This window comes from Natronorubrum tibetense GA33 (genome assembly GCF_000383975.1).
Classification (GTDB): domain Archaea; phylum Halobacteriota; class Halobacteria; order Halobacteriales; family Natrialbaceae; genus Natronorubrum; species Natronorubrum tibetense.
In genome coordinates, this window is record NZ_KB913017.1 from 330679 (window position 1) to 350881 (window position 20203).

Annotated in this window: 20 protein-coding genes; 9 read left to right on the top strand and 11 right to left on the bottom strand. The window is 61.2% G+C overall.

Annotated features, from left to right (window positions below; genetic code table 11):
- Nucleotides 1-122: 122 nt before the first annotated feature.
- Both NATTI_RS0101735 and NATTI_RS0101740 read left to right on the top strand, forming a co-directional pair.
- A complete protein-coding gene (locus NATTI_RS0101735) occupies nt 123-746 on the top strand; it encodes a class I SAM-dependent methyltransferase (RefSeq protein ID WP_006091797.1) in 624 nt (207 codons plus the stop codon).
- A gap of 311 nt (nt 747-1057) precedes the next feature.
- Nucleotides 1058-1489 (top strand): hypothetical protein, encoded by a 432-nt coding sequence (locus NATTI_RS0101740; protein ID WP_006091799.1) that lies wholly within the window; start codon nt 1058-1060, stop codon nt 1487-1489.
- 7 nt (nt 1490-1496) lie between these two features.
- Here NATTI_RS0101740 and NATTI_RS0101745 read toward each other — a convergent pair whose 3' ends face one another.
- The 5 genes from NATTI_RS0101745 to NATTI_RS0101770 form a co-directional block, all read right to left on the bottom strand.
- A complete protein-coding gene (locus NATTI_RS0101745; protein WP_006091800.1) occupies nt 1497-2249 on the bottom strand; it encodes a mechanosensitive ion channel family protein in 753 nt (250 codons plus the stop codon).
- Between the two features lie 664 nt (nt 2250-2913).
- Nucleotides 2914-4074 carry a pyridoxal phosphate-dependent aminotransferase gene (locus NATTI_RS0101755; RefSeq protein WP_006091801.1) on the bottom strand — a complete coding sequence of 387 codons (1161 nt, stop codon included), beginning with the start codon at nt 4072-4074 and terminating at the stop codon, nt 2914-2916.
- A 2-nt stretch (nt 4075-4076) separates the two neighbouring features.
- Nucleotides 4077-4562, bottom strand: coding sequence for an Lrp/AsnC family transcriptional regulator (locus NATTI_RS0101760; RefSeq protein WP_006091802.1), 486 nt, complete (start codon nt 4560-4562; stop codon nt 4077-4079).
- A gap of 502 nt (nt 4563-5064) precedes the next feature.
- Complete coding sequence (locus NATTI_RS0101765; protein WP_006091803.1) at nt 5065-5697, bottom strand: hypothetical protein; 633 nt, start codon at nt 5695-5697, stop codon at nt 5065-5067.
- Between the two features lie 166 nt (nt 5698-5863).
- Entirely contained in the window at nt 5864-6601 is a 738-nt protein-coding gene (locus NATTI_RS0101770; protein ID WP_006091804.1) for a helix-turn-helix domain-containing protein, read from the bottom strand.
- A gap of 87 nt (nt 6602-6688) precedes the next feature.
- On the opposite strand from NATTI_RS0101770, the gene NATTI_RS0101775 reads away from it, so the two are divergent.
- The 6 genes from NATTI_RS0101775 to NATTI_RS0101795 all read left to right on the top strand — a co-directional run bounded on the left by NATTI_RS0101775 (nt 6689) and on the right by NATTI_RS0101795 (nt 12157).
- Nucleotides 6689-7801: an MBL fold metallo-hydrolase gene (locus tag NATTI_RS0101775; RefSeq protein WP_006091805.1), complete on the top strand. Its 1113-nt coding sequence runs from the start codon at nt 6689-6691 to the stop codon at nt 7799-7801.
- 2 nt (nt 7802-7803) lie between these two features.
- Nucleotides 7804-9084, top strand: coding sequence for an MFS transporter (locus NATTI_RS0101780; protein WP_006091806.1), 1281 nt, complete (start codon nt 7804-7806; stop codon nt 9082-9084).
- Nucleotides 9085-9178: 94 nt separating this feature from the next.
- Nucleotides 9179-9319 carry a hypothetical protein gene (locus tag NATTI_RS26760; RefSeq protein WP_019991555.1) on the top strand — a complete coding sequence of 47 codons (141 nt, stop codon included), beginning with the start codon at nt 9179-9181 and terminating at the stop codon, nt 9317-9319.
- Nucleotides 9320-9415: 96 nt separating this feature from the next.
- Nucleotides 9416-9985, top strand: coding sequence for a thioredoxin family protein (locus NATTI_RS0101790; RefSeq protein ID WP_006091807.1), 570 nt, complete (start codon nt 9416-9418; stop codon nt 9983-9985).
- A gap of 290 nt (nt 9986-10275) precedes the next feature.
- Nucleotides 10276-10755: a hypothetical protein gene (locus NATTI_RS25960; RefSeq protein ID WP_152423971.1), complete on the top strand. Its 480-nt coding sequence runs from the start codon at nt 10276-10278 to the stop codon at nt 10753-10755.
- A 244-nt stretch (nt 10756-10999) separates the two neighbouring features.
- Nucleotides 11000-12157, top strand: a complete 1158-nt coding sequence (locus NATTI_RS0101795; protein ID WP_006091808.1) for a mechanosensitive ion channel family protein — start codon at nt 11000-11002, stop codon at nt 12155-12157.
- Between the two features lie 221 nt (nt 12158-12378).
- Here NATTI_RS0101795 and NATTI_RS0101800 read toward each other — a convergent pair whose 3' ends face one another.
- Nucleotides 12379-13467, bottom strand: coding sequence for an NADH:flavin oxidoreductase/NADH oxidase (locus NATTI_RS0101800; RefSeq protein WP_006091809.1), 1089 nt, complete (start codon nt 13465-13467; stop codon nt 12379-12381).
- Nucleotides 13468-13629: 162 nt separating this feature from the next.
- Here NATTI_RS0101800 and NATTI_RS0101805 point away from each other — a divergent pair, with 162 nt between their 5' ends.
- Nucleotides 13630-14463 carry a BtpA/SgcQ family protein gene (locus NATTI_RS0101805; RefSeq protein ID WP_006091810.1) on the top strand — a complete coding sequence of 278 codons (834 nt, stop codon included), beginning with the start codon at nt 13630-13632 and terminating at the stop codon, nt 14461-14463.
- Between the two features lie 12 nt (nt 14464-14475).
- Here NATTI_RS0101805 and NATTI_RS0101810 read toward each other — a convergent pair whose 3' ends face one another.
- The 5 genes from NATTI_RS0101810 to NATTI_RS0101835 all read right to left on the bottom strand — a co-directional run bounded on the left by NATTI_RS0101810 (nt 14476) and on the right by NATTI_RS0101835 (nt 19941).
- On the bottom strand, nt 14476-15795 hold the full coding sequence (locus NATTI_RS0101810; protein WP_006091811.1) for a hydroxyacid-oxoacid transhydrogenase: 1320 nt from the start codon (nt 15793-15795) through the stop codon (nt 14476-14478).
- A gap of 1 nt (nt 15796) precedes the next feature.
- On the bottom strand, nt 15797-16603 hold the full coding sequence (locus NATTI_RS0101815; RefSeq protein ID WP_006091812.1) for an N-acyl homoserine lactonase family protein: 807 nt from the start codon (nt 16601-16603) through the stop codon (nt 15797-15799).
- 113 nt (nt 16604-16716) lie between these two features.
- Complete coding sequence (locus tag NATTI_RS0101820; protein ID WP_006091813.1) at nt 16717-17958, bottom strand: tripartite tricarboxylate transporter permease; 1242 nt, start codon at nt 17956-17958, stop codon at nt 16717-16719.
- 137 nt (nt 17959-18095) lie between these two features.
- On the bottom strand, nt 18096-19169 hold the full coding sequence (locus NATTI_RS24880; protein ID WP_019991556.1) for a Brp/Blh family beta-carotene 15,15'-dioxygenase: 1074 nt from the start codon (nt 19167-19169) through the stop codon (nt 18096-18098).
- On the bottom strand, nt 19159-19941 hold the full coding sequence (locus NATTI_RS0101835; protein ID WP_006091815.1) for a lycopene cyclase domain-containing protein: 783 nt from the start codon (nt 19939-19941) through the stop codon (nt 19159-19161). Before NATTI_RS0101835 ends, NATTI_RS24880 begins: the two co-directional genes overlap by 11 nt.
- Nucleotides 19942-20203: the final 262 nt, after the last annotated feature.

Consider the following 20203-nt stretch of genomic DNA (forward strand, 5'->3'; position numbering starts at 1 on the left):
AGAGCGTGTGCGACCGAGAAAACTGTTGATATCGCGGGCTGTTCGCGGGGACCGTCTCGAGGACGGTATCGCGATCGGACCAGTGCAAAGATTGAACAGACACGGTTCACTATTCGTTGCGTATGGTCGACAGGAACACGGTTCGCCGGGGATACGACGAACTGATCGGGGCCTACGATGCGGAACGTGCGGAAGACGACCGCGGAAAGGCGATACTCGACGACTTTTTCGACTCGATCGAGACCCCGGCGCGAATCCTCGATGTCGGCTGCGGTCCGGGCGTCCCAGTCCTTCGGAGACTGAGTGCGGAAGCGACCGCCCTTGGATTCGATCTCTCCCGCGAACAACTCAATTTGGCCGCGGCGAACGTTCCCGAAGCGGTGCACTTACAGGGAGAGATGACGAGCGTTCCCCTCCGTGACGATACGTGCGATGCCATTACCGCCTTTCATTCGCTGATTCACGTCCCGCTCGAGGACCACGGGACGGTTATCGACGAGTTCGCACGCGTCTTGCGTCCCGGCGGTCGCGTACTCCTCTCAGAAGGCCCGGAGGAGTGGTGCGGGACGAATCCGGACTGGCTCGAGCGCGGCGTCGAAATGCAGTGGAACATCGCCGGCGTAGACGCCACGCGGGACCAACTGCGGGACGCCGGGTTCACGATCACCGACGAATGGGGCACCGACGGTACGTTCGCCGACAACGACGAGCGATGGATTTTCATCGCCGCCACGCTCGAGGCGTAACCGGTCGACTGCGTTACCGTGTCGGCTCTCGGCCGGATGATACGAGGCGACCATCGACCGCGATTCGGACCGATTCGCAGGCTGTCCTCGGCGACGGCGTCGACAGTTCGTCCACCGTGAATTCGAGTGCCGAACGAGGCGAGAACCGAAACGTTCTGCAACGAGAACAGGTCCGTCGAACGAAACAACGTCGTTCCAAAGACGTATGACTACCGTCACCAGACCAGTGGCAAGCGCGACGACACCCTGACGGCGGACCACCGGCGTCGTCTCCGTCCCCTGCGCGGACAGCGCACACACGCCTGCTACCCATGGATTCACTCTCCCAACTCTGGAAGCGATACGTCGCTCGTAACCCCGACCCGGACGCGTACCGCGTCTACGCATCGTTCCCTTCCCGGCCGTCCGACGGCCCACCGCTCGGCGCACTCCGCGATCGGATCGACGACCTCGAGTACGCCTTCGGGGGGCGACTCGACGTCACCGTCACGAGGAAACGGATGGTTGTCACGACGGATACGGTCGCAATCGAGCAGTTCGATCGGACCGCGTTCGAGCGGTTCGTCGCGGGAATCGAGAACCTGTACGGCGACGTCTACGACGTCGTCCACTACACGAAATCCCGGCAGTCCGATCACGGATTCGAAAAATCGCACGTTCTCGTCCCGGTCAAACCCCTCTTCTCGAAACCGAACGAGCCGGCAGGGCTGGATCGAGTGGTTTCGGGGGACCAGTCCGGTTGAGCTGTCGTCAGTCGTCGTCGGTGGAACTCGCGCCCGCGTCGGATCCCCGTTGCTGGTCGGACTGGGAAAGCGACGGCGTGCGGCTCGCCCAGTCCCCGATGTTCTCCGAGACGTACTCGCGGCCACCGAGACCGAACGCGACACCAAAGCCGATTGCAACGGCGGCGGCGAGCCCCCACGCGAGCGCTCGAGCGAACACGTAGAGGATCCCGACGTCGATCCCCATCGTGTCGAGGCCGATCACGATCGCGGTGAAGTACAGGAAGATCCTGACGCCGCTGGCGAACAGTTTCGTGGCTCCGGAGCCCGTCGTTGCCTGGGTCCGTTCGATGACGTCGCCGATGAAATCGGCAACGACGAACCCGACGACGATGACGGCGATCCCGGCGATGAGCAGCGGCAGGTACGTGACCGCGGTGGCGACCCACGCTGACAGTTCCGGAATCGCGAGCACGTTCGACGCTGCGAGGATCGCGATGGCGTAGACGAACCACTTCGCGAGCGTCCCGAACGCGTGCGAGACCGCGCTCTCGGTTCCGCCGAGCATTCGCCCGAGCGGCGTCTCGAGAACCATTCGGTCGAGTTCGATTCCGTCGGCAATCCGCATGACGACGCCAGCTACGACGCGGCCAATGATCCATCCGATGAGGAGGATCAGGAGCGCACCGATCAATCGGGGCACGAATGCCACCATACTGGCGACGGTGTCTTGAAGGAATTCTGGCAGCTGTATCTGCTGCAGCGGCAGTTGTTGAACCATCGTCTCAGCGGAGGCTCTGGACGCGCTTTGTAATGAACCTGATACAATGATGTCTGGAATCTATCTGTTCTACGGCGGGGTTGCCAGCTTCGAGGAACTGTTCGTTACCGCGATTTACAGGGGAACGAACCATAGCGCACGAGGCACAGACCACGCCACGCTCGAGTTCTCGTGAAGCGCATATTTTCGACCCACCTCTCCGCTGTCGTCGATAACAGGAAGTTGCTATCCGATCTGGTTTCGTGGTTTCTGGCAATTCTGTTGTAACTCGTTCGACACCAATACGACGGCTGAAGACCTTTCTCCTGGTTGCCAGTCCCTGTTTACTGACAGAGCCTGAAGAATCACGCGTACTCACGGCTGGGAAACCGATCTGAACGTCCTCGCTCTCGGAACGTCGTGTCACTCACCCTGACTACCAGCGAGTTCTCGGTTTCGGGGATAATGGGCCCATAGAACCAGCGAAACAGCCGAATCACCGAATATCGAATCGGTGCGGTATCGGTGCTGTAGGTAATCCACTGTTACACGACGACCAGTATACGAGGGTGTCGAAGAGGGGTGAAAACTGGATGACTTGCCTCCGTAACACGTGTCGCGTTCCGACTGAGCAGCCGTTTCCGACGGTCACACGGTCGAAATCGAAAACCCAACAGAGTGCCACTCAGGCGTGCTCGTCGACGAACGCTTCGATCCTCGCGAGCGCCTGCCGGAGGTCGTCGAGTCCGGTCGCGTACGAAATGCGCAGGTGGCCCTCGCCGCCCTCGCCGAAGACGTCGCCGGGGACGACCGCGACGCCCTCCTCGCGGAGGACTCCCTCTGCGAACTCCTCCGCGGTAAAGCCCTCGGGCACCTCGGGGAAGCAGTAGAACGCCCCCTTGGCCTCGAAGACGTCCATCCCGATCTCGCGGAACCGCGAGAGGACGAACTGCCGACGACGGTCGTACTGGTTTACCATCTCCCGAACGTCGTTGTCACAGGACTCGAGGGCCTCGAGGGCCGCGTGCTGGGCCGTCGTCGGCGCCGAGAGCATCGTGTACTGGTGGATCTTGTTCATCGCGCCGATGGCCTCGGCGGGACCGAGCGCGTAGCCGAGTCGCAGCCCGGTCATCGCGTGGGCCTTCGAGAAGCCGTTGAAGACGATGGTGCGCTCGCGCATGCCCTCGAGGCTCGCGATGGAAACGTGTTCGTTCCCGTCGTAGGTCAACTCGGCGTAGATCTCGTCCGAGAGAACCATCAGATCGTGCTGGCGGGCGAAGTCGGCGATCGGCTCGAGATCCGCTTCGGTCATGATCGCCCCCGTCGGGTTGTTGGGATAGCAGAGCACGAGCATGTCGGCCTCGTCGGCGCCGGCGTCCTCGAGTGCCTCCACCGTCAGCCGAAAGTCGTCTTCCTGTTTCGTCGGAACGGAGAGTACCTCGCCACCGGCGAAGATGACGCCGGGTTCGTAGGAGATGTACGACGGCTGGGCGATGGCGACCGTGTCGCCGGGGTCGACGAACGCTCGAAACGCCAGATCGACCGCCTCGCTCGCGCCAGCGGTGACGATGATCTCCTCGTCCGGGCCGTAGCCGAGGTCGAACCGGTCGGCGACGTAGTCCGCGATAGCCTCGCGGAGTTCGCGTTTGCCACGGTTGGCCGTATAGGACGTCTTTCCCTGCTCTAAGGAGGCGATCGCGGCGTCGCGGGCCGCCCACGGCGTCGCGAAGTCAGGTTCGCCGACACCCAGCGAGATGACGTCGTCGCGCTCCTCGGCGATCTCGAAAAACCGCCGGATACCCGAGGGCGGTACCGTCTGGACGCGATCGGCAAGTTCGAACGTCATGATCAGGGTGAAAACGAGAGTCGCTCGTCGTCTTCGCCGTCGCCGAGTTCGATCCCGTTCTCCTTGTAGGAGGTCATCACGTAGTGGGTGACCGTCTGGGTGATCTCGGGGACCGGCGCGACCTTCTCGCTGATAAACTGCGAGACCTCGCGGATGGAGTCGCCCTCGACTTCCATATCGAAGTCGTAGTCACCGCTGACAAGTCTGAGGGCTGTGACCTGCGGGAACCGTGCGAGGCGCTCTGCGATGTCGCCGTAGCCCGTCTCGCGGTCGAGGTGGACGTTTAACTCGACTTCGGCACGGACGCGTTCGTCTTCCAGTTTGTCCCAATCGACGACCGCCTGGTAGCCGCGGACGACGCCTGCTGCCTCGAGTTCCTCGATCGCCGCCTCGACTTCCTGCTCGTCGAGACCGGTCATTCGCGCGATATCGTCGGTCGAGTATCGTGCGTTCTCACGAAGCAACTCGAGCACCTCGCGTTCGCTCATACAAACGCGAAGCGCGAGCGCGAGTAAAGGTCTACCGTTGTTCGGTCGGCAACGCGTCGCGCGCAGATTTCCAGCAGTTCCTAATGAAGCGACGATTCACACTGAGGACAGATACGCGATTGCATCGGTACGCTTCGCTGGCAGTCCGGGCAGGTGATATCCTCCTCCTGTTGAAATGGGTGTGCTCGGCTCATTTTTGATCCCGTCTAGAAATTCACCCACTACTACCATAAAGTGCATCGAAATGCGACTGTACTGTCACGATTGCTGTTCGTTCTCAAATGCCGCGGTACTCGATACCGATATTTGATCGCTCCGATCAACCGATGCCGTCTCGAGTTCGGGTCGCGGGTCGGTCGGCAACGGTGGCGACCAACCGGTCGAGAACTGGCAGGCAACGGTAGCTGCGAACCGATCGTCGACAGATGACTGCAAATCGACCGACCGCAACCACCAGCAGCGATCGATCAGCAGTCGTCGCTCCCGGACCGCGCCGCCGTTGTTATCGATAGTTCTTGAACAGCAGCGCCCGAACGTCGTCTTTCGTCTGGACGTCCTCCGTCGTGCCGTCCGGGAGGTCAACGCTGTAGCGGTAGTCCGCGGAGCTAGACTCCGACCACTTGTCGTCGTGGGTCTCGAGCAGGCTCATCATCTCGTCTAACATATCGTCGTCGTCGGCCGAGCCATCTCCGCCGCTGTCGCCATCGTCGGCTGTCGTCTCCGTATCGGCTGCCGGCTCGCCGTCTCCGGCGGCGTCCTCGCTCGAGTCCTCGGCATCGTCGTCGGTCTCGCCGCCTTCTCCGTCGGCGTCCTCAGAACCCGTATCGGACTCCGAACCGTCGTCCTCGTCGACCGAGTCGTCTTCGATGTAGGAGACCTCCTCGAGGTCCTCCGGAGTCGACTCGCCATCGATCGCGGCGCCGACGGAGGCGGCGACGTCGTCGGTCGCCGAGGAGTCGAGGTCCGCGTCGAGTTCGATCTCGAGTTCGGTCTCGCCGTCGAGGTTGTCGATCAAGTACTGGACGGCGTCGCGTTCGCGGACGAAGCCGTACTTGCCGACGACCTGTTCGGAGATCTCTTCGCGGAGTTGCTGGATGACTGCGTACTGTTCGTCGGTGACCTCGAGCGTCTTCATACCACATCGATGTCGCGGGGGGTACAAATAGGTGGGTCGTGCTTCGCGCCTCGGCCTGGTGTGCGACGGTCCACCCCGGTGGGACTCCCGTACAGTTGGTCAGTGACCCACGGCTAAAGCCGTGAGCTTCCTGCTTGTCTCTCTGTGATTTGGGGAGGGGATCAAGTTAGTCAGATTGAACGACGTTGGAGGGGGCGGAAGAAGCGGTTCCTAAGCGATCCTCGGTCTGTGTTCCAAGCAGTAATCGAACGAATTGACCAACGTTGGTGATTAATTTATTCTCAGCTTTTCGCAAGTGCTCTTCGTAGGTGGAGCGAGCGACAGACGTTTGTTCGGCCAATTCGCTTACTGACGCTTTCCGTGGTTGTTCGTAATAGCCACTATCGAGCGCGAGTCTGATAGCAGCTAATTGCCGGTCGGTTAATCCGTCGAACAGTTGATCGACTGGGGCTAACAGACTGTGCGGGATGTGTGTTTCCTCAAGGCCCCGCTTCGAGAGAACCTCGATATCACGATCGGCGTCCAACTCGTCATACAGTTCCCGGATGTTCCGCTCGTCGAACGCGATTACTGTGTAGTGTTCCCATCCTTGTCGATGGACTGTCGGCGGTTGGTACAGACAGTTGTGATCTTCGAACCGCTGGATGATCGATTCCTCTAATGCACAGAGACAGGACTGCATTACGACGTGCAATCCCGACTCGTCCATATTCTGGTGAAGAACCGTCCCCAGTTGCTCAATATCGTCGAGTAAGTTCTCAGTTGAGGTCTCCTGAGACGTGATTTCGAGGACCTGGCAATCGCTCAGGTACCACTCTCTTATCGTGAGATCTGGATACTGTTCGGAAAGTTCCCGATACGGACACTCGTGGCGAATCCGAAACGACGCCTGGTACAGTCCCATGAAGCGAAGCAAGGGAGCGACAACAATAGGGATGCCGGTTATAACCTGCAGTTGCCATATGCCCGATTAGCTCCTTGATTATGTACGATGTCGGAAATCGAACCCACGGAGCTCGGAACGCGATTGAATAACGGAGATGATCTCTTCATTCTGGACATCCGTCACGAGAATGAGTACGAAGACTGGCACATCCCTGGCAGCGAGAATATCGATGTCTACGACGAATTGACAGAGAGTGAAGACGAGGCGGCCGAAGAGGCGCTCTCCGAGATTTCTGAAGACAATGAAATTGTGACGGTATGTACTGCTGGAATCGTCTCTGGGAGGGCGACGGACGTTCTCCAAGACATGGGTTACGAGGCGAAAACGCTCGTTGACGGAATGAACGGGTGGAGTCGTGTTCATCGGAGTGCTCCCATCGATACCGACATCGATGGAACCCTTCTCCAAGTCGCTCGACCAGGGAAAGGGTGTCTCTCGTACGTCCTCGTCTCTGATGGGGAAGCAGCCGTCTTCGATCCCTCACAGTACACCGAGGAGTTCGATGCGCTCCTGAACGACTACGACGCTGAACTCGTTGGCGTGTATGACACGCACGCTCATGCGGACCACGTTTCTGGTGGACGAGAGTTTGCCGAGGACCACGACGTCCCGTACTATCTCCATCCTGCCGATGCACTTTCGATCGATGTCACGCCGCTCGAAGATGGACAGACTCACGCGATCGGACGCGTTGATGTAACGGTTATCGACACTCCCGGTCATAGCCAGGGAAGCGTCACGTTCGCTATTGATGAGAAGGCACTCCTCACGGGAGACACGCTCTTCCACAGGAGCGTGGGTCGCGTCGAGCTCGGTGTCGAAGCGGGGATCGAAGACACTGACGTCGAATCGAACGCAGCGACGCTCTATGAAAGTCTTCGACGTCTCCGAAACCAACCCGGGGATCCGCTTGTTCTCCCATCACACGATCCAGGATCGCCAGAGCCGCCCGTTTCTGCCCGAATGAGCGAGGTGGAAACCGAGAATGCCGATCTGAACCGCGACCGTGAATCGTTCATCGAGTCGCTCGCCAACGACGTTCCCGACCACCCGCCGAACTTCCAGCGTGTCAAGGGAGTAAACGTCGGTAACGAGACCGTTACCGATGAGGAGCTTTCGACGCTCGAACTGGGCCCCAACAACTGCGCAGCTGAGTAACCATGGGACGGGAATACAAGCAAGGGATCAAGCGAAACTGGCAGCAGTTCCTCCTCCAGATACTGACGGTATTCGCCGTCGGCCTCACGATGGGGTCTCAGCGGACCGTCGTCCCCCTCATGGGCGAGGAGACGTTCGGAGTCACGTCGTTCCTCGTTATCGGCTCGTTCGTAATCAGTTTCGGGATCGTCAAGGCACTGTTGAACCTCTATTCGGGGAAGTGGGCCGATTCGTACGGACGGAAGCCGATCTTGCTCCTCGGGTGGCTCTCGGCAGTTCCGATCCCATTTATTTTAATTTTCGCTCCGAGCTGGTCCTGGATCGTCGTCGGTAACGTCCTACTCGGCGTGAACCAGGGGGTGGCCTGGAGCATGAGTATGATCTCGAAGATCGAACTCGCCGGACCGAGCGAGCGAGGATTAGCCGCTGGACTCGACGAAGCGTTCGGCTACACCGGCGTCGCAATCGGTGCGTGGTTCACTGGCGTAATTGCAGCCCAGTACAGCCTGCGTCCGGAGCCGTTCTACTTCCTGTTGCTCGTAATTATCGTGGCAATGCTGATTGCGATCTTCTTCATCGAGGAAACGCTCCCGTATGCGCAGGCGGAAGCGGCCCAGCCCGATGGTGGGAAAGAGTCCGACGGCGATGCAGATCTGCCGTTTGCGGAAATCGTGAAGCGGGCGACGTACAAAGACCGAACGCTGTTCACCGCTGCCCAGGCGGGTCACGTGGAGAACTTCGTCGATACGCTCGTCTGGATTGGCTTCCCACTGTTTCTGCTCGCACAGGGGCTTGACACGGCCCAAATTGGTGTGGTAGTTGGGGTTCACAGTGGTGCGTACTTCCTCCAAGTGTATACCGGACGGCTTGGCGATCAGATCGGTCGGAAACCGCCGATTGTAATCGGGTTCTTCCTTGCCGGGGGCGGCGTGCTCGGAATGACCGTTGTAGAGGGTTACTACGCGTGGATCGTCATGTCCGGTATCGCTGGCATTGGGATGGCGTTGCACTACCCGAACCTGATCTCTGTGGCCAGCGACGCTGCACACCCACTGTGGCGATCGACCGGACTGGGGGTCTATCGCCTCTGGCGTGACCTCGGGTACGCAGTGGGTGCCATTCTGATAGGCATCACGATGGATCTGCTGTATATCGAAGCAGCATTCTATGGAACCGCAATTGCGATGTTTATTTCAGGTGGATTGGTCTATCTGATGATGGAAGAGACTCATCCCGAGCTTGGAACACACGAACGTTCGTCGCTCTCACAGGGTGATGCATAGAACTGCTCTATAACTCGATTGAACGAGGCATGCCGGTGGAAAAGACTTACTGAACAGTTATTGGACTCAAAAACACCATCGAATGTCTTACCATATGAGCGACGTCGAGCGCTTCGTTCGGTTTTGTGAGAGTGACTTCGAAACCGAGCTCGCGGACCGCGAGGCCGCATACGTAGAGCAGTTCGTAACCGCTGACGATCGAATCCTCGACGTTGGGCGGCACCGGTTCGATTGAGGAACGGCTTCCTGAGCGGTGGCGGAATCGGCATTCACTCGTCCGAGTGATGCGACGAACACGACGCTTAAGGGATTTCGTCCGGAATCCGCCAGTATGGTACTGAAAGAGTCCGACACCGAACTGGACGCGGGCGACCTCGCCCCCGAGTTCGAACTCGAGGGTGCAGACGGCGAGACGTACACGCTCGACTCGTTCGCGGACAACGAGGCGCTCTTGCTCGTTTTCACGTGCAACCACTGTCCGTACGCGAAGGCGAAGTTCGACCTGCTGAACGAGTTGGCCACCGAGTACGACGACGTCGCGGTCGTCGGGATCAACCCCAACGACGCCGAGGAGTACCCCGACGACTCGCTCGAGGCGATGCGCGAGTACGTCCAGGACGGCCGCGTTCAGTACGACGCCTATCTGCGCGACGAGAGCCAAGAGGTCGCGAACGCGTACGGCGCGGTCTGTACGCCGGATCCGTTCCTGTTCGCCTGGTCCGAGGCCGACGAAGCGTTCGAACTCGTCTATCAGGGCCGTCTCGACGATGCGCTGAACCCCGACGACGAACCCACGCGATTCCACGTTCGGGAGGCTATCGACTCGGTACTCGTTGACGAGTCGGTCGACCTCGAGTGGCAGCCCTCCCAAGGCTGTTCTATCAAGTGGACCGACGAGTGACGAGTCCGTCACCGCGCTAGAGTGTGAGGCTGAGCACAGGTAGCACATTTACCGAAATAGTCGTCAATCTACCCGGTCGCTGTCAAAATCAGCGTGCTGAATATAGAGGTGAACGCAATATAGAGATCTCTTCCCCCTTCAGTTGGGAACCACTAGATTCAGAAGATATGGTGTTTCATAGTCAATCACTAACTTGATACAACAATAGCCAATCTGGAGAACGCACAAACCACGATCTCTGTCAACACTTATAATAACATAAATAATAGTTCGCGTAAGTAACAGACGATATGAACCGCCGTAAGTTTCTCACTAGTAGTGTTATTGGATCGACGGTAGCAGCGGCGGGATGTGTTGGAAATTCCGAATCAACTGTCCAATTAGCAGGGGTTCAGGTAGCGAACTTCATGGATGAACCCATCAAAGTTGATGTAGTGGTACAGAAAGATGGTTCGACAGTGCAAGCTGATGGAGTTGAGCTTCAGGCAGCCGAAGATGGGTCTGGAACGACGTCAGAACGGCAACCGATAGAGTGTGTTTGGAGCGACGATGACAGTGAGTACGTGATTGAGGCCCGGTTAAATAATGGTGACTGGGAATCCGTCGCGACCGCTGAGCACCTTGATATAGTTCCGGATGAGTACCGAGATGTTGTTGCTGTCGAACTTGAAGTGTACCGAGATGATGAAATTGTGTTTAATCCAAAGGGCTGTGATCTACTTACAACGGGTACAATACCGCCATGGACGTGTCCATGGGTAGAGTGTTGAACCTTGATTGTCTGTTTGTTTTAAATACTCTGACCCGCCCCTGAAGCGGATCCGTGCTGTATATGCGCTGTGAATCTCGAATGACTCGCTGAACTTCTATGCTATCTGATAAGACACTCTGAATTTTAGTTCACCCACGAAACGAGCGGAGTCGAGATGAACACCGACCCTCGAGATCCGTCCGCGATGGTTGCGTCTGCCGGCTTTTCGCTGAAATGGACAGGTACGCTACCGGTACTGTCGAATGAGTTGGTTCGTTTCGAGCGCTCCGCTGCAGTCGTCCTCACTCCGACCTGACCCGATCCCGTGGATCCAGGAGACGTATCTCGCCTCGCTCGAGATGCAACTCCTCGCGACGGTCGTCCTCGCCGTCGTCGTCCTTCTCGGCTTCGGTGCAGCGTCTCGGTTTCAGGACGTCGTTCGCCGTCGGTCCGGCACCCAGCTCGCCGAGGCCAGTTCCGTTCTCTTCCTCGGTGCTGTCGTCGTCGGTGGCGTCTACGCGTTCAGCGTGATCTGGCACGTCACGTTCGTCCTCGAGTACACGCTTCGGACGATGGCGATCGATCGGTGGTTCGCCGCCCAGCAGCTGGTGACTGGCGCGATCGTCCTGACCGCCTACCTCGCGATTCGGTTCGTCAATCGGTCGATCGACAAGCTCTCCCAGACGAGAGCGATCACGAGACACCAGAGCGAGGTCGCCTACCACGTCTCGGACGTCGCGATCGTCGCCCTCGCCGCGGCGATGGTCCTGACGCTGTGGGGAATCGACCTCACGAACATCTTCATCGGCGCGGGGGCGATCACCGCGATCGTTGCACTGACGGCTCGCGAGACGCTAACCGCGATGCTCGCCGGCTTTATCCTGCTGTTCTCGCGGCCGTTTCACGTCGGCGACTGGATCGAGATCAACGAGACCACTGGCATCGTCACCGACGTCACCATCTTTACCACCAAGATCCAGACGTTCGACGACAAACACGTGCTGGTCCCCAATGACGAGGTGACGAACAGCCAGCTGACGAACTACTCCCAGAACGATCAGCTTCGGATCGCGGTCGATGTCGGCATCGATTACGACGACGATCCCGAGCACGCCCGCTCAGTCATCGTCGATGCCGTCGAAGACCTCGAGTCGATCAAAAACGCCCCGAACCCGCAGGTGGTCGGCAAGCGATTCGACGACTCTGCGATCGTCCTCGAGTGTCGCGCCTGGATCGCCGATCCGACGATGCGCCGGAAACACGACGCACAGACGGATGTGATGGACGCGATCGTGGACGCGTTCGATCGGGAAGGAATCGAGATCCCCTACCCCCAGCGGGTCCATGCGGCTCGAAACGACGGCTTCCGGATCGAAGAGCGCCGAGCACGAAAAGGCGCAGTGTCGCCGCTCGAGGACTGAGAAAGCGATTCGAACGCCGATCGTCGTTGCCCCAGCCGTTTTCAGAACCGTTCGCCGGGTGTGTTGAGTCATGATTGTCGTCGTCGAGACGCCGAGCCTCTCTCCATCGAAAAAGATACTCAATTCGCATATAGAACCACATATCACGACGACGTTCGGACAGAACCCGACATTCCTCGACAACTGGCAACAAAGCGGAATCGTTCGGAATCGACCGTCCGCTAGCGAACGCCGCGCCGATATTGGACCGGCCATCGAGAAGCCGCGTCATTCGTGAGCGCATCGGCTGCACGCAGTCCGAAGTAGGGATCGCGGAGGAACTCTCGCCCGACGAGGACGAGGTCAGCCCGTCCGTTGCGAATCACGGCGTCGGCCTGCTTGGGTTCGGTGATTCCGCCAACGGCACCGGCAGCGATATCCGCTCCCTCGCTTACCGCCTGGGCCAGCGGCACCTGAAAGTTCGGTCCGCCGGGCACGTTCTGCTCGGGGTGGAGCCCGCCGGAACTGACGTCGATCAGATCGACGCCGCGATCGGCGAGGTCCTCGCCCAGCCGGACGGACTGGGCGATATCCCACGACTCGCGGTCCTCGAGCCAGTCGGTGCCGGAGATCCGGACGAACACCGGTTTTTCGTCCGGCCAGACGTCTCGGACGGCGTCGACGACCTCCCGGACGATTCGGGATCGGTTTTCGAAGCTGCCGCCGTACTCATCTTCGCGACGGTTCGTCACCGGCGAGAGGAACTCGTGGAGCAGGTAGCCGTGGGCCGCGTGCACTTCGGCGATGTCGAAGCCGGCGGCGAGCGATCGCTCGGCTGCGGCGCGGTAGGCCTCGACTACGTCCTGGATGTCGTCCTGCGTTGCCTTTGTCATCGCCGGTCGACCGCCGTCGAACGGCGGGTACGCGTCGGGTGACGGCGAGAGTACCTCCCAGCCGCCGTCCTCTGGTGCGATCGGGGCGTTTCCCTCCCACGGTTGGGTCTTGCTGGCCTTGTGGCCCGCGTGGGCGAGTTGGATCGCCGGCACCCCACCCTGCTCGCGGATGAACTGCGTGGTGGGTTCGAGCCCGCTTGCGTGCTCGTCGCTCCAGATCCCCAGATCGTGGGGCGTGATCCGTCCTCGGGGGGTCACTGCGGTGGCTTCGGTCATGACGATTCCGGCACCACCGACGGCGCGACTGCCGAGGTGGACGCGGTGCCACTCGGTTGGCAGTCCGTCGGGTTCACACGAGTACTGGCACATCGGCGAGACGGCGAGCCGGTTGGGTATCTCGAGGTCGCGAATCGATAGCGGATCGAAGAGATCAGGCATCGCTCGAGTGTTACCGCAGGCGGGGGAAAACCACCGTGAAGGAGGGTGGCCTTGCCGGCTCGAGAGTCGAATCGATCCCAGCGGTTCCACACGCGGTGAGCGGATGTGGCCCCGCGGTAGTCGTTCGGGGTGACTTATTATATTCGAGCCCACAGCACCGCTATGTCCCCGACACCGCTGCTGGATCGGTTCGACGCGACCCACCCCGTCGTCGGGATGGTTCATCTCCCGCCACTGTCCGGTGCGCCCGACTTCGATGGCGACCGAGCCGCAATCCGCGACCGCGCGCTCGAGGACGCTCGTCGACTCGAGGCCGGTGGCATCGACGGCCTCATCGTCGAGAACTTCGGCGACGCGCCGTTCTATCCCGACGACGTTCCGAAACACGTCGTCGCGGAGATGACCGCCCTCGTGACCGAACTGACGAACGCCGTCGACGTCCCCGTCGGGGTCAACGTCCTCAGAAACGACGCCGACGCCGCGCTCTCGATCGCCGCCGCGACGAACGCCGACTTCGTCCGTATCAACGTCCACGTCGGGACCGCGGCGACCGATCAGGGGGTCCTCGAGGGGCAAGCCCACGACACTCTCAGGCTCCGGGAACGGCTCGATGCCGACGTTGCCATCCTCGCGGACGTCCACGTCAAGCACGCGACGCCCGTCGGCGAGACGGCTATCGAGCAGGCCGCCCTCGAGACCGCCGAGCGCGGGCGGGCGGACGGCGTCGTCGTCTCGGGGGTCGGAACAGGCTCCGAGACGGCGCTCGAAGACGTCGAGCGCGTCTCGAGTACCCTGCGAGAAACCGCCACCGACGATGCCACTCCGGTCTTTGTCGGCAGCGGCGTGACGAGCGAGACGGTCGGCAAGACGCTCGAGGCCGGCGCAAACGGCGTTATTGTTGGTACGGCGACAAAGGAAGGCGGCGAGACGACGAACCTGGTGTCGCTCGAGCGCGTCGAAACCGTCGTCACGGCGCGGGACTCGAGCCTGTCGTAACCGGCGGACGGCTCACTCCCAGTTGTGCAGCGCGTCTCGGAAGATGTCCGCCGCGTCGTCCTTCGTCACGGGCCGCGGATTACACCGGAGCAGGCGCTGCTGGGTCTCGACGGTCTGGGTCGCGAGCCAGTCGATGTCTTCTTCGGTGACTCCGGCGAGTTCCTCGAGGCCGCTCGGGATCACGTTCAGATCTTGCTGGAGGCGAACGAACTCCTGTCTGGCCTGATCGGCGGCCTCGCGGGTCCCCATCCCGTCGGTGTCGGCGCCGAGCATGTTCGCGACTTCGACGAACCGCTCGGGGTCGCTGGCGACGTTGTAGCCGAGCGTACTCGCCGGCGTCAAGACGGCGATGGTCTCGCCGTGGTAGGTGTGATACCGGTTGCCAACGGGGTAGGCCATCGCGTGAGCGAGACTCGCCCCGGCTGTCAGTCCCGCGATTGCACCGAACAACGCCCCCTTGAGCATCGCCGCGCGCGCCTCGAGGTTGTCGCCGTTGTGGACCGCCGTCCGGACGTTTCCCGAGAGCAGTTCGATCGCTTTCTCCGAAAACATCTCGGTGAGTTCGGTTCGGCCGGCGTAGACGGGCCGCGACTCGGGGTTCGAGGCCCGGAGGAGTCCGTCGAAGGGGTGAGTCGTATAGCCCTCGATGGCGTGGCCCAGCGCGTCCATCGCCGACTTGGCGGTGATCTCGGGCGGCAGTGTCGTCGTGAACGTCGGATCGAGAACGGCCGCGTCGGCGCGAATGTGGTTGCTCGAGATCCCCTCCTTGATCTCTTTCTCCTCGACGGAGAGGATGGCGACGGGCGAAATTTCGGCTCCCGTCCCTGCCGTCGTCGGCATGAGCACCAGCGGCGGCCCGGAGTCGGTCAGTGCCTCGCCCCCGCCCGTCGGTTCGGCGATGTAGTCGAGCACCTGCCCGCCGTTGGCGATCACCGCGCGGGTCGTCTTCGCCACGTCGATACAGCTTCCGCCGCCGAAGCCGACGTAGAAGTCGTAGCCATCCTCGCCCTCGTTCTCGCGAACGAACTCGATACAGCCGTCGACGTTCTCGATCGTCGGCTCGCGGTCCGCGCCGTCCCAAACCGTGACGTTGTAGCCCGCGTCCTCAAGGTGGTCCGTCACCCGACCGACGTGGCCGATGTCGACCAGGTCCTCGTCCGTGACGACGAGCCCGTGGGGATCGTCGTCGGCGCTGACGCCGAGATCGGCGAGCTGGAACGCCAACTCCTCGACGGCGTCGCGTCCACACCGGATCTGGGGCATCTGCAGGTGCCAGACCGTCTCCGGCTGGAGGTCGTGTTCGGGCGCGGAGACGGAGCGTTCGTAGCTCATCTCACTGCCCCCAGCCGTCTCGGATCTCCTCGAACTGGTCGCTGTCGTGGCCGTAGACGATCTGGGCGTCGTGGCGGCGCTCGAGTTCCTTGATCCGCTGGAGGCTCTCGAACCACTCCGTCTTCCCCCAGAGGAGCAACGCGCCCAGCGGAATCTCGTCCTCGAAGTTCTCCGCTCGGTAGAGTTGGTCGCCGGTGATAACGACGGTTCCGTCGCCATCGAGGTGCATCACGGTTCCAGTCAGCCCCGGCGTGTGGCCGGGGAATCGGACGAACTCGATGTCTTCGAAGTGTTCCTCCCGGTCCTGGTGGAGGACCTGCCAGTTCAGATCGTGATCGAAGTCGTCCAGGATGTACGCGCCGCTTCCCTTGTCGGTCTTCGCGCTGTAGTAGGCGTACTTGAGTTCCTTCTCGTGGACGAAAATCGGCACGTCGGTGCCGTCGAAGAACTCCAGGCCGCCGGCGTGGTCGAGGTGCAGGTGAGACTGGAAGACGTAGTCGATATCGTCGATGCTGTAGCCCGCCTTCTCGAGGTCGTCGTCGAGCCGGTGTTCGTCGGCGTCGTACGGATAAAACGCCTGTGAGAGTCCCTCTGGCCAGTGGCCGTCGAGCGCCTCGTGGTGGTTGCCGGTGTCCCAGAGGATCGTTCCCTCCGGGTGATCGATGACGAGGCTCCAGACGGGTATCTCGTCGTAGTCTACGTCCGGGTTCGGTTCGTCGTGCGTGCCGAGGGTGTGGCCCTCGAGCATGTAATTCTGGTCGCACTCGAGTCCCCCGCGATAGAGGACGTCGACTGTCGCGTTTACCATTGTACTGACACCTCGAGTTCCTACACCGAGTTCGGGCAAAAGTATTTGTGTGTCATTTACACACAGTCACCGCGACGGGCACGTCCGGATACCGAACGAAAACACCGTGCCGATCACTGCATCAATAGTAGCGGACCGATCAACACGCCCATCAGATGCACGCGTCGCGCCCGGAACCGAATCGGAACCATCCCGACCGCAGCGGCGACGACGAAGACGAAAATTCCGACGGGGCCCGTAAAGAGATACGAGAGGACACAGAGGAGGCCGAGGACGGCCACCGAAATTTTCCAGTACTCCATCGTCCCGACGATTTCGAGGTAGGCGTCCCCGACGACGATCACGAGCACGAATCCGAACAGGCCGGCGAGGACGACGCCACCGAGCAGGATCGGTAACTCGAGGGGGGCGCTCACGTTCTCGAAGGCGACCATCACCCCCGTCCGCGGTTGCCCGATGGCGACCAGCGCGAAGAGCGCAAAAATCGTATTTGCCGTGTCCACGCCGCTGGTCGCCACGATGTAGCCCCGATCACCGGACTGCCCGGGAACGAGGACGAGGACCGCGACGGCGGCGATCGCGGCCGAAATGCCCGGAATGTACCCCACCACGGCACCCGCGAGCGCGCCGGCGAGCGCCGTTGCGCCGACGAGCCAGCGGGGCATGGCGATCGGTTCGTCGTACTGGGACGGAACGCCACCGCCGCGAATCGCGTCGATCAACACCGGCGCGCCGAACAGTCCCGCAAAGAGCGGTGCGAGCATTCCGCCGGCCTCGAGGGGTGCGTCCGGCGAGAGATCGAGTGTCAGCAGTCCCAGCGTCGCAGCGAGAAGAAAGGAGACGACGCCGCCGACTCGAGCACGCCAGGTGTACTCCGAGGCGACCAGTGCGACGACGACCATCGCCAATAGAAGCCCCAGATTGTCCCGAATCGTCGGATAGGCGGCCGTCACGCCCCACGTGATCGGCAGGGCCAACGGGACCGCCAGCAGGACGGCGAGAATGCTCCCGAGCGCGGAGAGTCGGATCGCCTCGTAGCCGCTGCCCTCGAGCACCATCCGGTGGCCCGGCAGTGCGGTCACGGCCATCTCGGCGTCGGGCACCCCGAGCGCCATCGCGGGAACGGCGTTGAGAAAGGTGTGGACGACGCCCGCCGCGAGCATCGCACAGCCGACAAACAGCGGCTCGCCGGGGATCGAGGGCGCGAAGCCGGCGAGCAATAGGGCGAAGTTGTTGGCGTGAAGGCCGGGAATCAGCCCGCTCACACTTCCGAGCATCGCACCGCCGAGAATCCAGGCCAACAGCTGAACCGTCGTAGCGGGATCCATACTGAACTCGACTCCGGGCGTGGCCATCGCAGGACCTGGCCGCCCGATCGGATTTAAACTATCGTAGCCACTGGACGTCAGTGTACACTCGATCGCATGACGGCTACGCGATCGGTGTGTAAACCGTTCCAGTTGTTACGATACAGTGCTCCCTCGTGGACCGGTTACTCGGCCCGTGGGAACCAGAGCCCCTGTTCTCGATCGAGCGCGGTGACCACGACGACGTGGGGAAGGGTCAGAACCGCGATAGTGACGAGATACAGGGCCGCAACGTCGGGTATCGTTGCGGGGGTTTGGGGAACCAGCAGCGCGACGCCCCCGAGGACGACGATTGCGCCACCAGTCAGCGGGGCCGCGTCCCGGGCGAATCGACGGCTTGCCGCAGCCAGCCCACCCCGAGACAGCACCGACATCGCACGGTCGTCGACGAGCATCGTCCGGAGGATGTGCCGGATGCTGTGCCAGAAACAAAAGTAGAGGCCGATCGCAAGAACCGGCGGCACGAGGGCGAACAGGGCGACGAGGCCGAGCGTTTCGCCGGCGTCGATCAGCCACGGCCCTGTCGGCCCCGATCGGACGAGTCCGCGGCCGAGCGTGGCCACCACGATGAGTCCGAACCCGAGGCCGACGACGAGGCGGACCCTCGGTTGAAACGCCGGCTCGAGGGCCGCTGCGGCGGCAGGGTCGAACAGCCCGACGAGTGTCCCCGCGACGAAGGCGTACTGCTCCGGGAACGCGACCAGCGGGACGAGCATCGGGAGACCACCACGGACGAGGAGGGTGAGCACACGGGACCCCGTCCCCTCGAGGTAGTCGACGCCCGTCAACTCGACCAGCGCGTAGACATCTCCCTGCCCCCAGTGAAACAGCGTGAGGAGAATAAACAGGACGAACGCAACTGCGGGAGCGAGTGCCCAGATTGCGGCATAGGCCCCGCCAATCACGAGATAGCAGAGGCCGATTACAGCGAGCGACCGGCGCGTAACTCCCTCGTTCCGAGCCCGCGGAAGTACGAGGTGGTCGACTGCGCCGTGTGGGAGACCGAGCACGAGAACGCTGACGAGGAGCGGAAGATACTGCAGCGAAAGCGGGACCGACTCGGCTAACAAGACGATCGTAAGCCCGACGATGATCGTCGTTGCGCCGGCCACGAGACTCACCACACTGGCCCAGTGTCGGGCGCGGGCCCACGTTCCGGCGCTGGCCGACCGATCGATCGAAGTCGTGTTATCCGGCATCGCTCCGGTTAACGAGTCGACTCCGGACATCCTGGAGCGCCGGATACTCGTCGAGTCGGTCGAGCGTCCACAGATACAGGATTAGTCCTTGCACGAGGAAGACGTTCGTTACGAGGAAAAAGAGCGCTTCCTCGATCGGAAGCCCCAGTAACGTGAGGCCGATGGTGTGCGTGTCGGAGATCACCCAGACGCCGAGGCCGATTGCGATCCGATCGACGATCCAGAGGTACAGTGTCGGTACGGCGACGGCGATCAGTGTGGTTCGCCGGACAGCCCACAGCGCCGTGATCCCGAACGCCCACTGGATCGCGAGAATCGGGCCGGCCCAGAGCAAGATCGCACCGAGATAGAACGTCGACGTCGTCCCGAGAAGGAGCCAGCCGATCCCGCCAAGCGCCACTCCCGCGAGCGCACCGACGAGACGGTGTTTCCACGGGATCGCCAGTGCTCGATCGGGTACTCGAATCACGTGAAACAGCCAGAGCGCGGTCAGAATCGGCTGCAACACGAAAAAGAGGTACTCTTCGATCGGCGCGTACCAGAGCGTCGCCACGACAGTGCCATCACCGTACCACCAGACCCCTTCTGCGATTAACAGGTTGTCCCAGGGCGTCGTGTAGGCGACGGCGAGAACGATCATAATCGCAAGTCCGCTGGCTGTCCGGTGATTCCACCAGAAATCGTCTCGTCGTAGACCGAGCCAAGCGAGTATGAGTATCGGCGGGAGGACAAACAGTGCGTGGACGGCGAGGTAGGAGAGAGCAGCGCTCATGGGGAATAGGGACGATTGGCAGTCGCGTGGCTCCCACTTCGATCGGCCGTGGTTAGGCCACCAGCATGTCGACACGGCCGGTTGCGATCCTCCGTCGATTCAGTCGGCCGATGGCTCACGGTCACCCCTACGGGATGACGCCTCAACAACAGGATGCCAAACTAGGCAGGGTGTTTGCAAGTAAATCGAATGGTACGTTCGACGACAACTGTAATAGTTCCTTTTCATGTAAAAGTATATTAATTTATGTAATATCTCTTGA

Excerpts from the sequence above, each read along its gene's own strand:
- NATTI_RS0101815 (WP_006091812.1), bottom strand. The coding sequence starts at position 16,603 with ATGGTAAACGCGACAGTCGACGTCCTCTATCGCGGGGGACTCGAGTGC.
- NATTI_RS0101755 (WP_006091801.1), bottom strand. The coding sequence starts at position 4,074 with ATGACGTTCGAACTTGCCGATCGCGTCCAGACGGTACCGCCCTCGGGT.
- NATTI_RS0101760 (WP_006091802.1), bottom strand. The coding sequence starts at position 4,562 with ATGAGCGAACGCGAGGTGCTCGAGTTGCTTCGTGAGAACGCACGATAC.
- NATTI_RS0101795 (WP_006091808.1), top strand. The coding sequence starts at position 11,000 with ATGAGTTGGTTCGTTTCGAGCGCTCCGCTGCAGTCGTCCTCACTCCGA.
- NATTI_RS0101740 (WP_006091799.1), top strand. The coding sequence starts at position 1,058 with ATGGATTCACTCTCCCAACTCTGGAAGCGATACGTCGCTCGTAACCCC.
- NATTI_RS0101780 (WP_006091806.1), top strand. The coding sequence starts at position 7,804 with ATGGGACGGGAATACAAGCAAGGGATCAAGCGAAACTGGCAGCAGTTC.
- NATTI_RS0101735 (WP_006091797.1), top strand. The coding sequence starts at position 123 with ATGGTCGACAGGAACACGGTTCGCCGGGGATACGACGAACTGATCGGG.
- NATTI_RS0101800 (WP_006091809.1), bottom strand. The coding sequence starts at position 13,467 with ATGCCTGATCTCTTCGATCCGCTATCGATTCGCGACCTCGAGATACCC.
- NATTI_RS0101765 (WP_006091803.1), bottom strand. The coding sequence starts at position 5,697 with ATGAAGACGCTCGAGGTCACCGACGAACAGTACGCAGTCATCCAGCAA.
- NATTI_RS0101775 (WP_006091805.1), top strand. The coding sequence starts at position 6,689 with ATGTCGGAAATCGAACCCACGGAGCTCGGAACGCGATTGAATAACGGA.
- NATTI_RS0101745 (WP_006091800.1), bottom strand. The coding sequence starts at position 2,249 with ATGGTTCAACAACTGCCGCTGCAGCAGATACAGCTGCCAGAATTCCTT.
- NATTI_RS0101805 (WP_006091810.1), top strand. The coding sequence starts at position 13,630 with ATGTCCCCGACACCGCTGCTGGATCGGTTCGACGCGACCCACCCCGTC.
- NATTI_RS0101770 (WP_006091804.1), bottom strand. The coding sequence starts at position 6,601 with ATGGGACTGTACCAGGCGTCGTTTCGGATTCGCCACGAGTGTCCGTAT.
- NATTI_RS0101790 (WP_006091807.1), top strand. The coding sequence starts at position 9,416 with ATGGTACTGAAAGAGTCCGACACCGAACTGGACGCGGGCGACCTCGCC.
- NATTI_RS0101810 (WP_006091811.1), bottom strand. The coding sequence starts at position 15,795 with ATGAGCTACGAACGCTCCGTCTCCGCGCCCGAACACGACCTCCAGCCG.
- NATTI_RS24880 (WP_019991556.1), bottom strand. The coding sequence starts at position 19,169 with ATGCCGGATAACACGACTTCGATCGATCGGTCGGCCAGCGCCGGAACG.
- NATTI_RS26760 (WP_019991555.1), top strand. The coding sequence starts at position 9,179 with ATGAGCGACGTCGAGCGCTTCGTTCGGTTTTGTGAGAGTGACTTCGAA.
- NATTI_RS25960 (WP_152423971.1), top strand. The coding sequence starts at position 10,276 with ATGAACCGCCGTAAGTTTCTCACTAGTAGTGTTATTGGATCGACGGTA.
- NATTI_RS0101820 (WP_006091813.1), bottom strand. The coding sequence starts at position 17,958 with ATGGCCACGCCCGGAGTCGAGTTCAGTATGGATCCCGCTACGACGGTT.
- NATTI_RS0101835 (WP_006091815.1), bottom strand. The coding sequence starts at position 19,941 with ATGAGCGCTGCTCTCTCCTACCTCGCCGTCCACGCACTGTTTGTCCTC.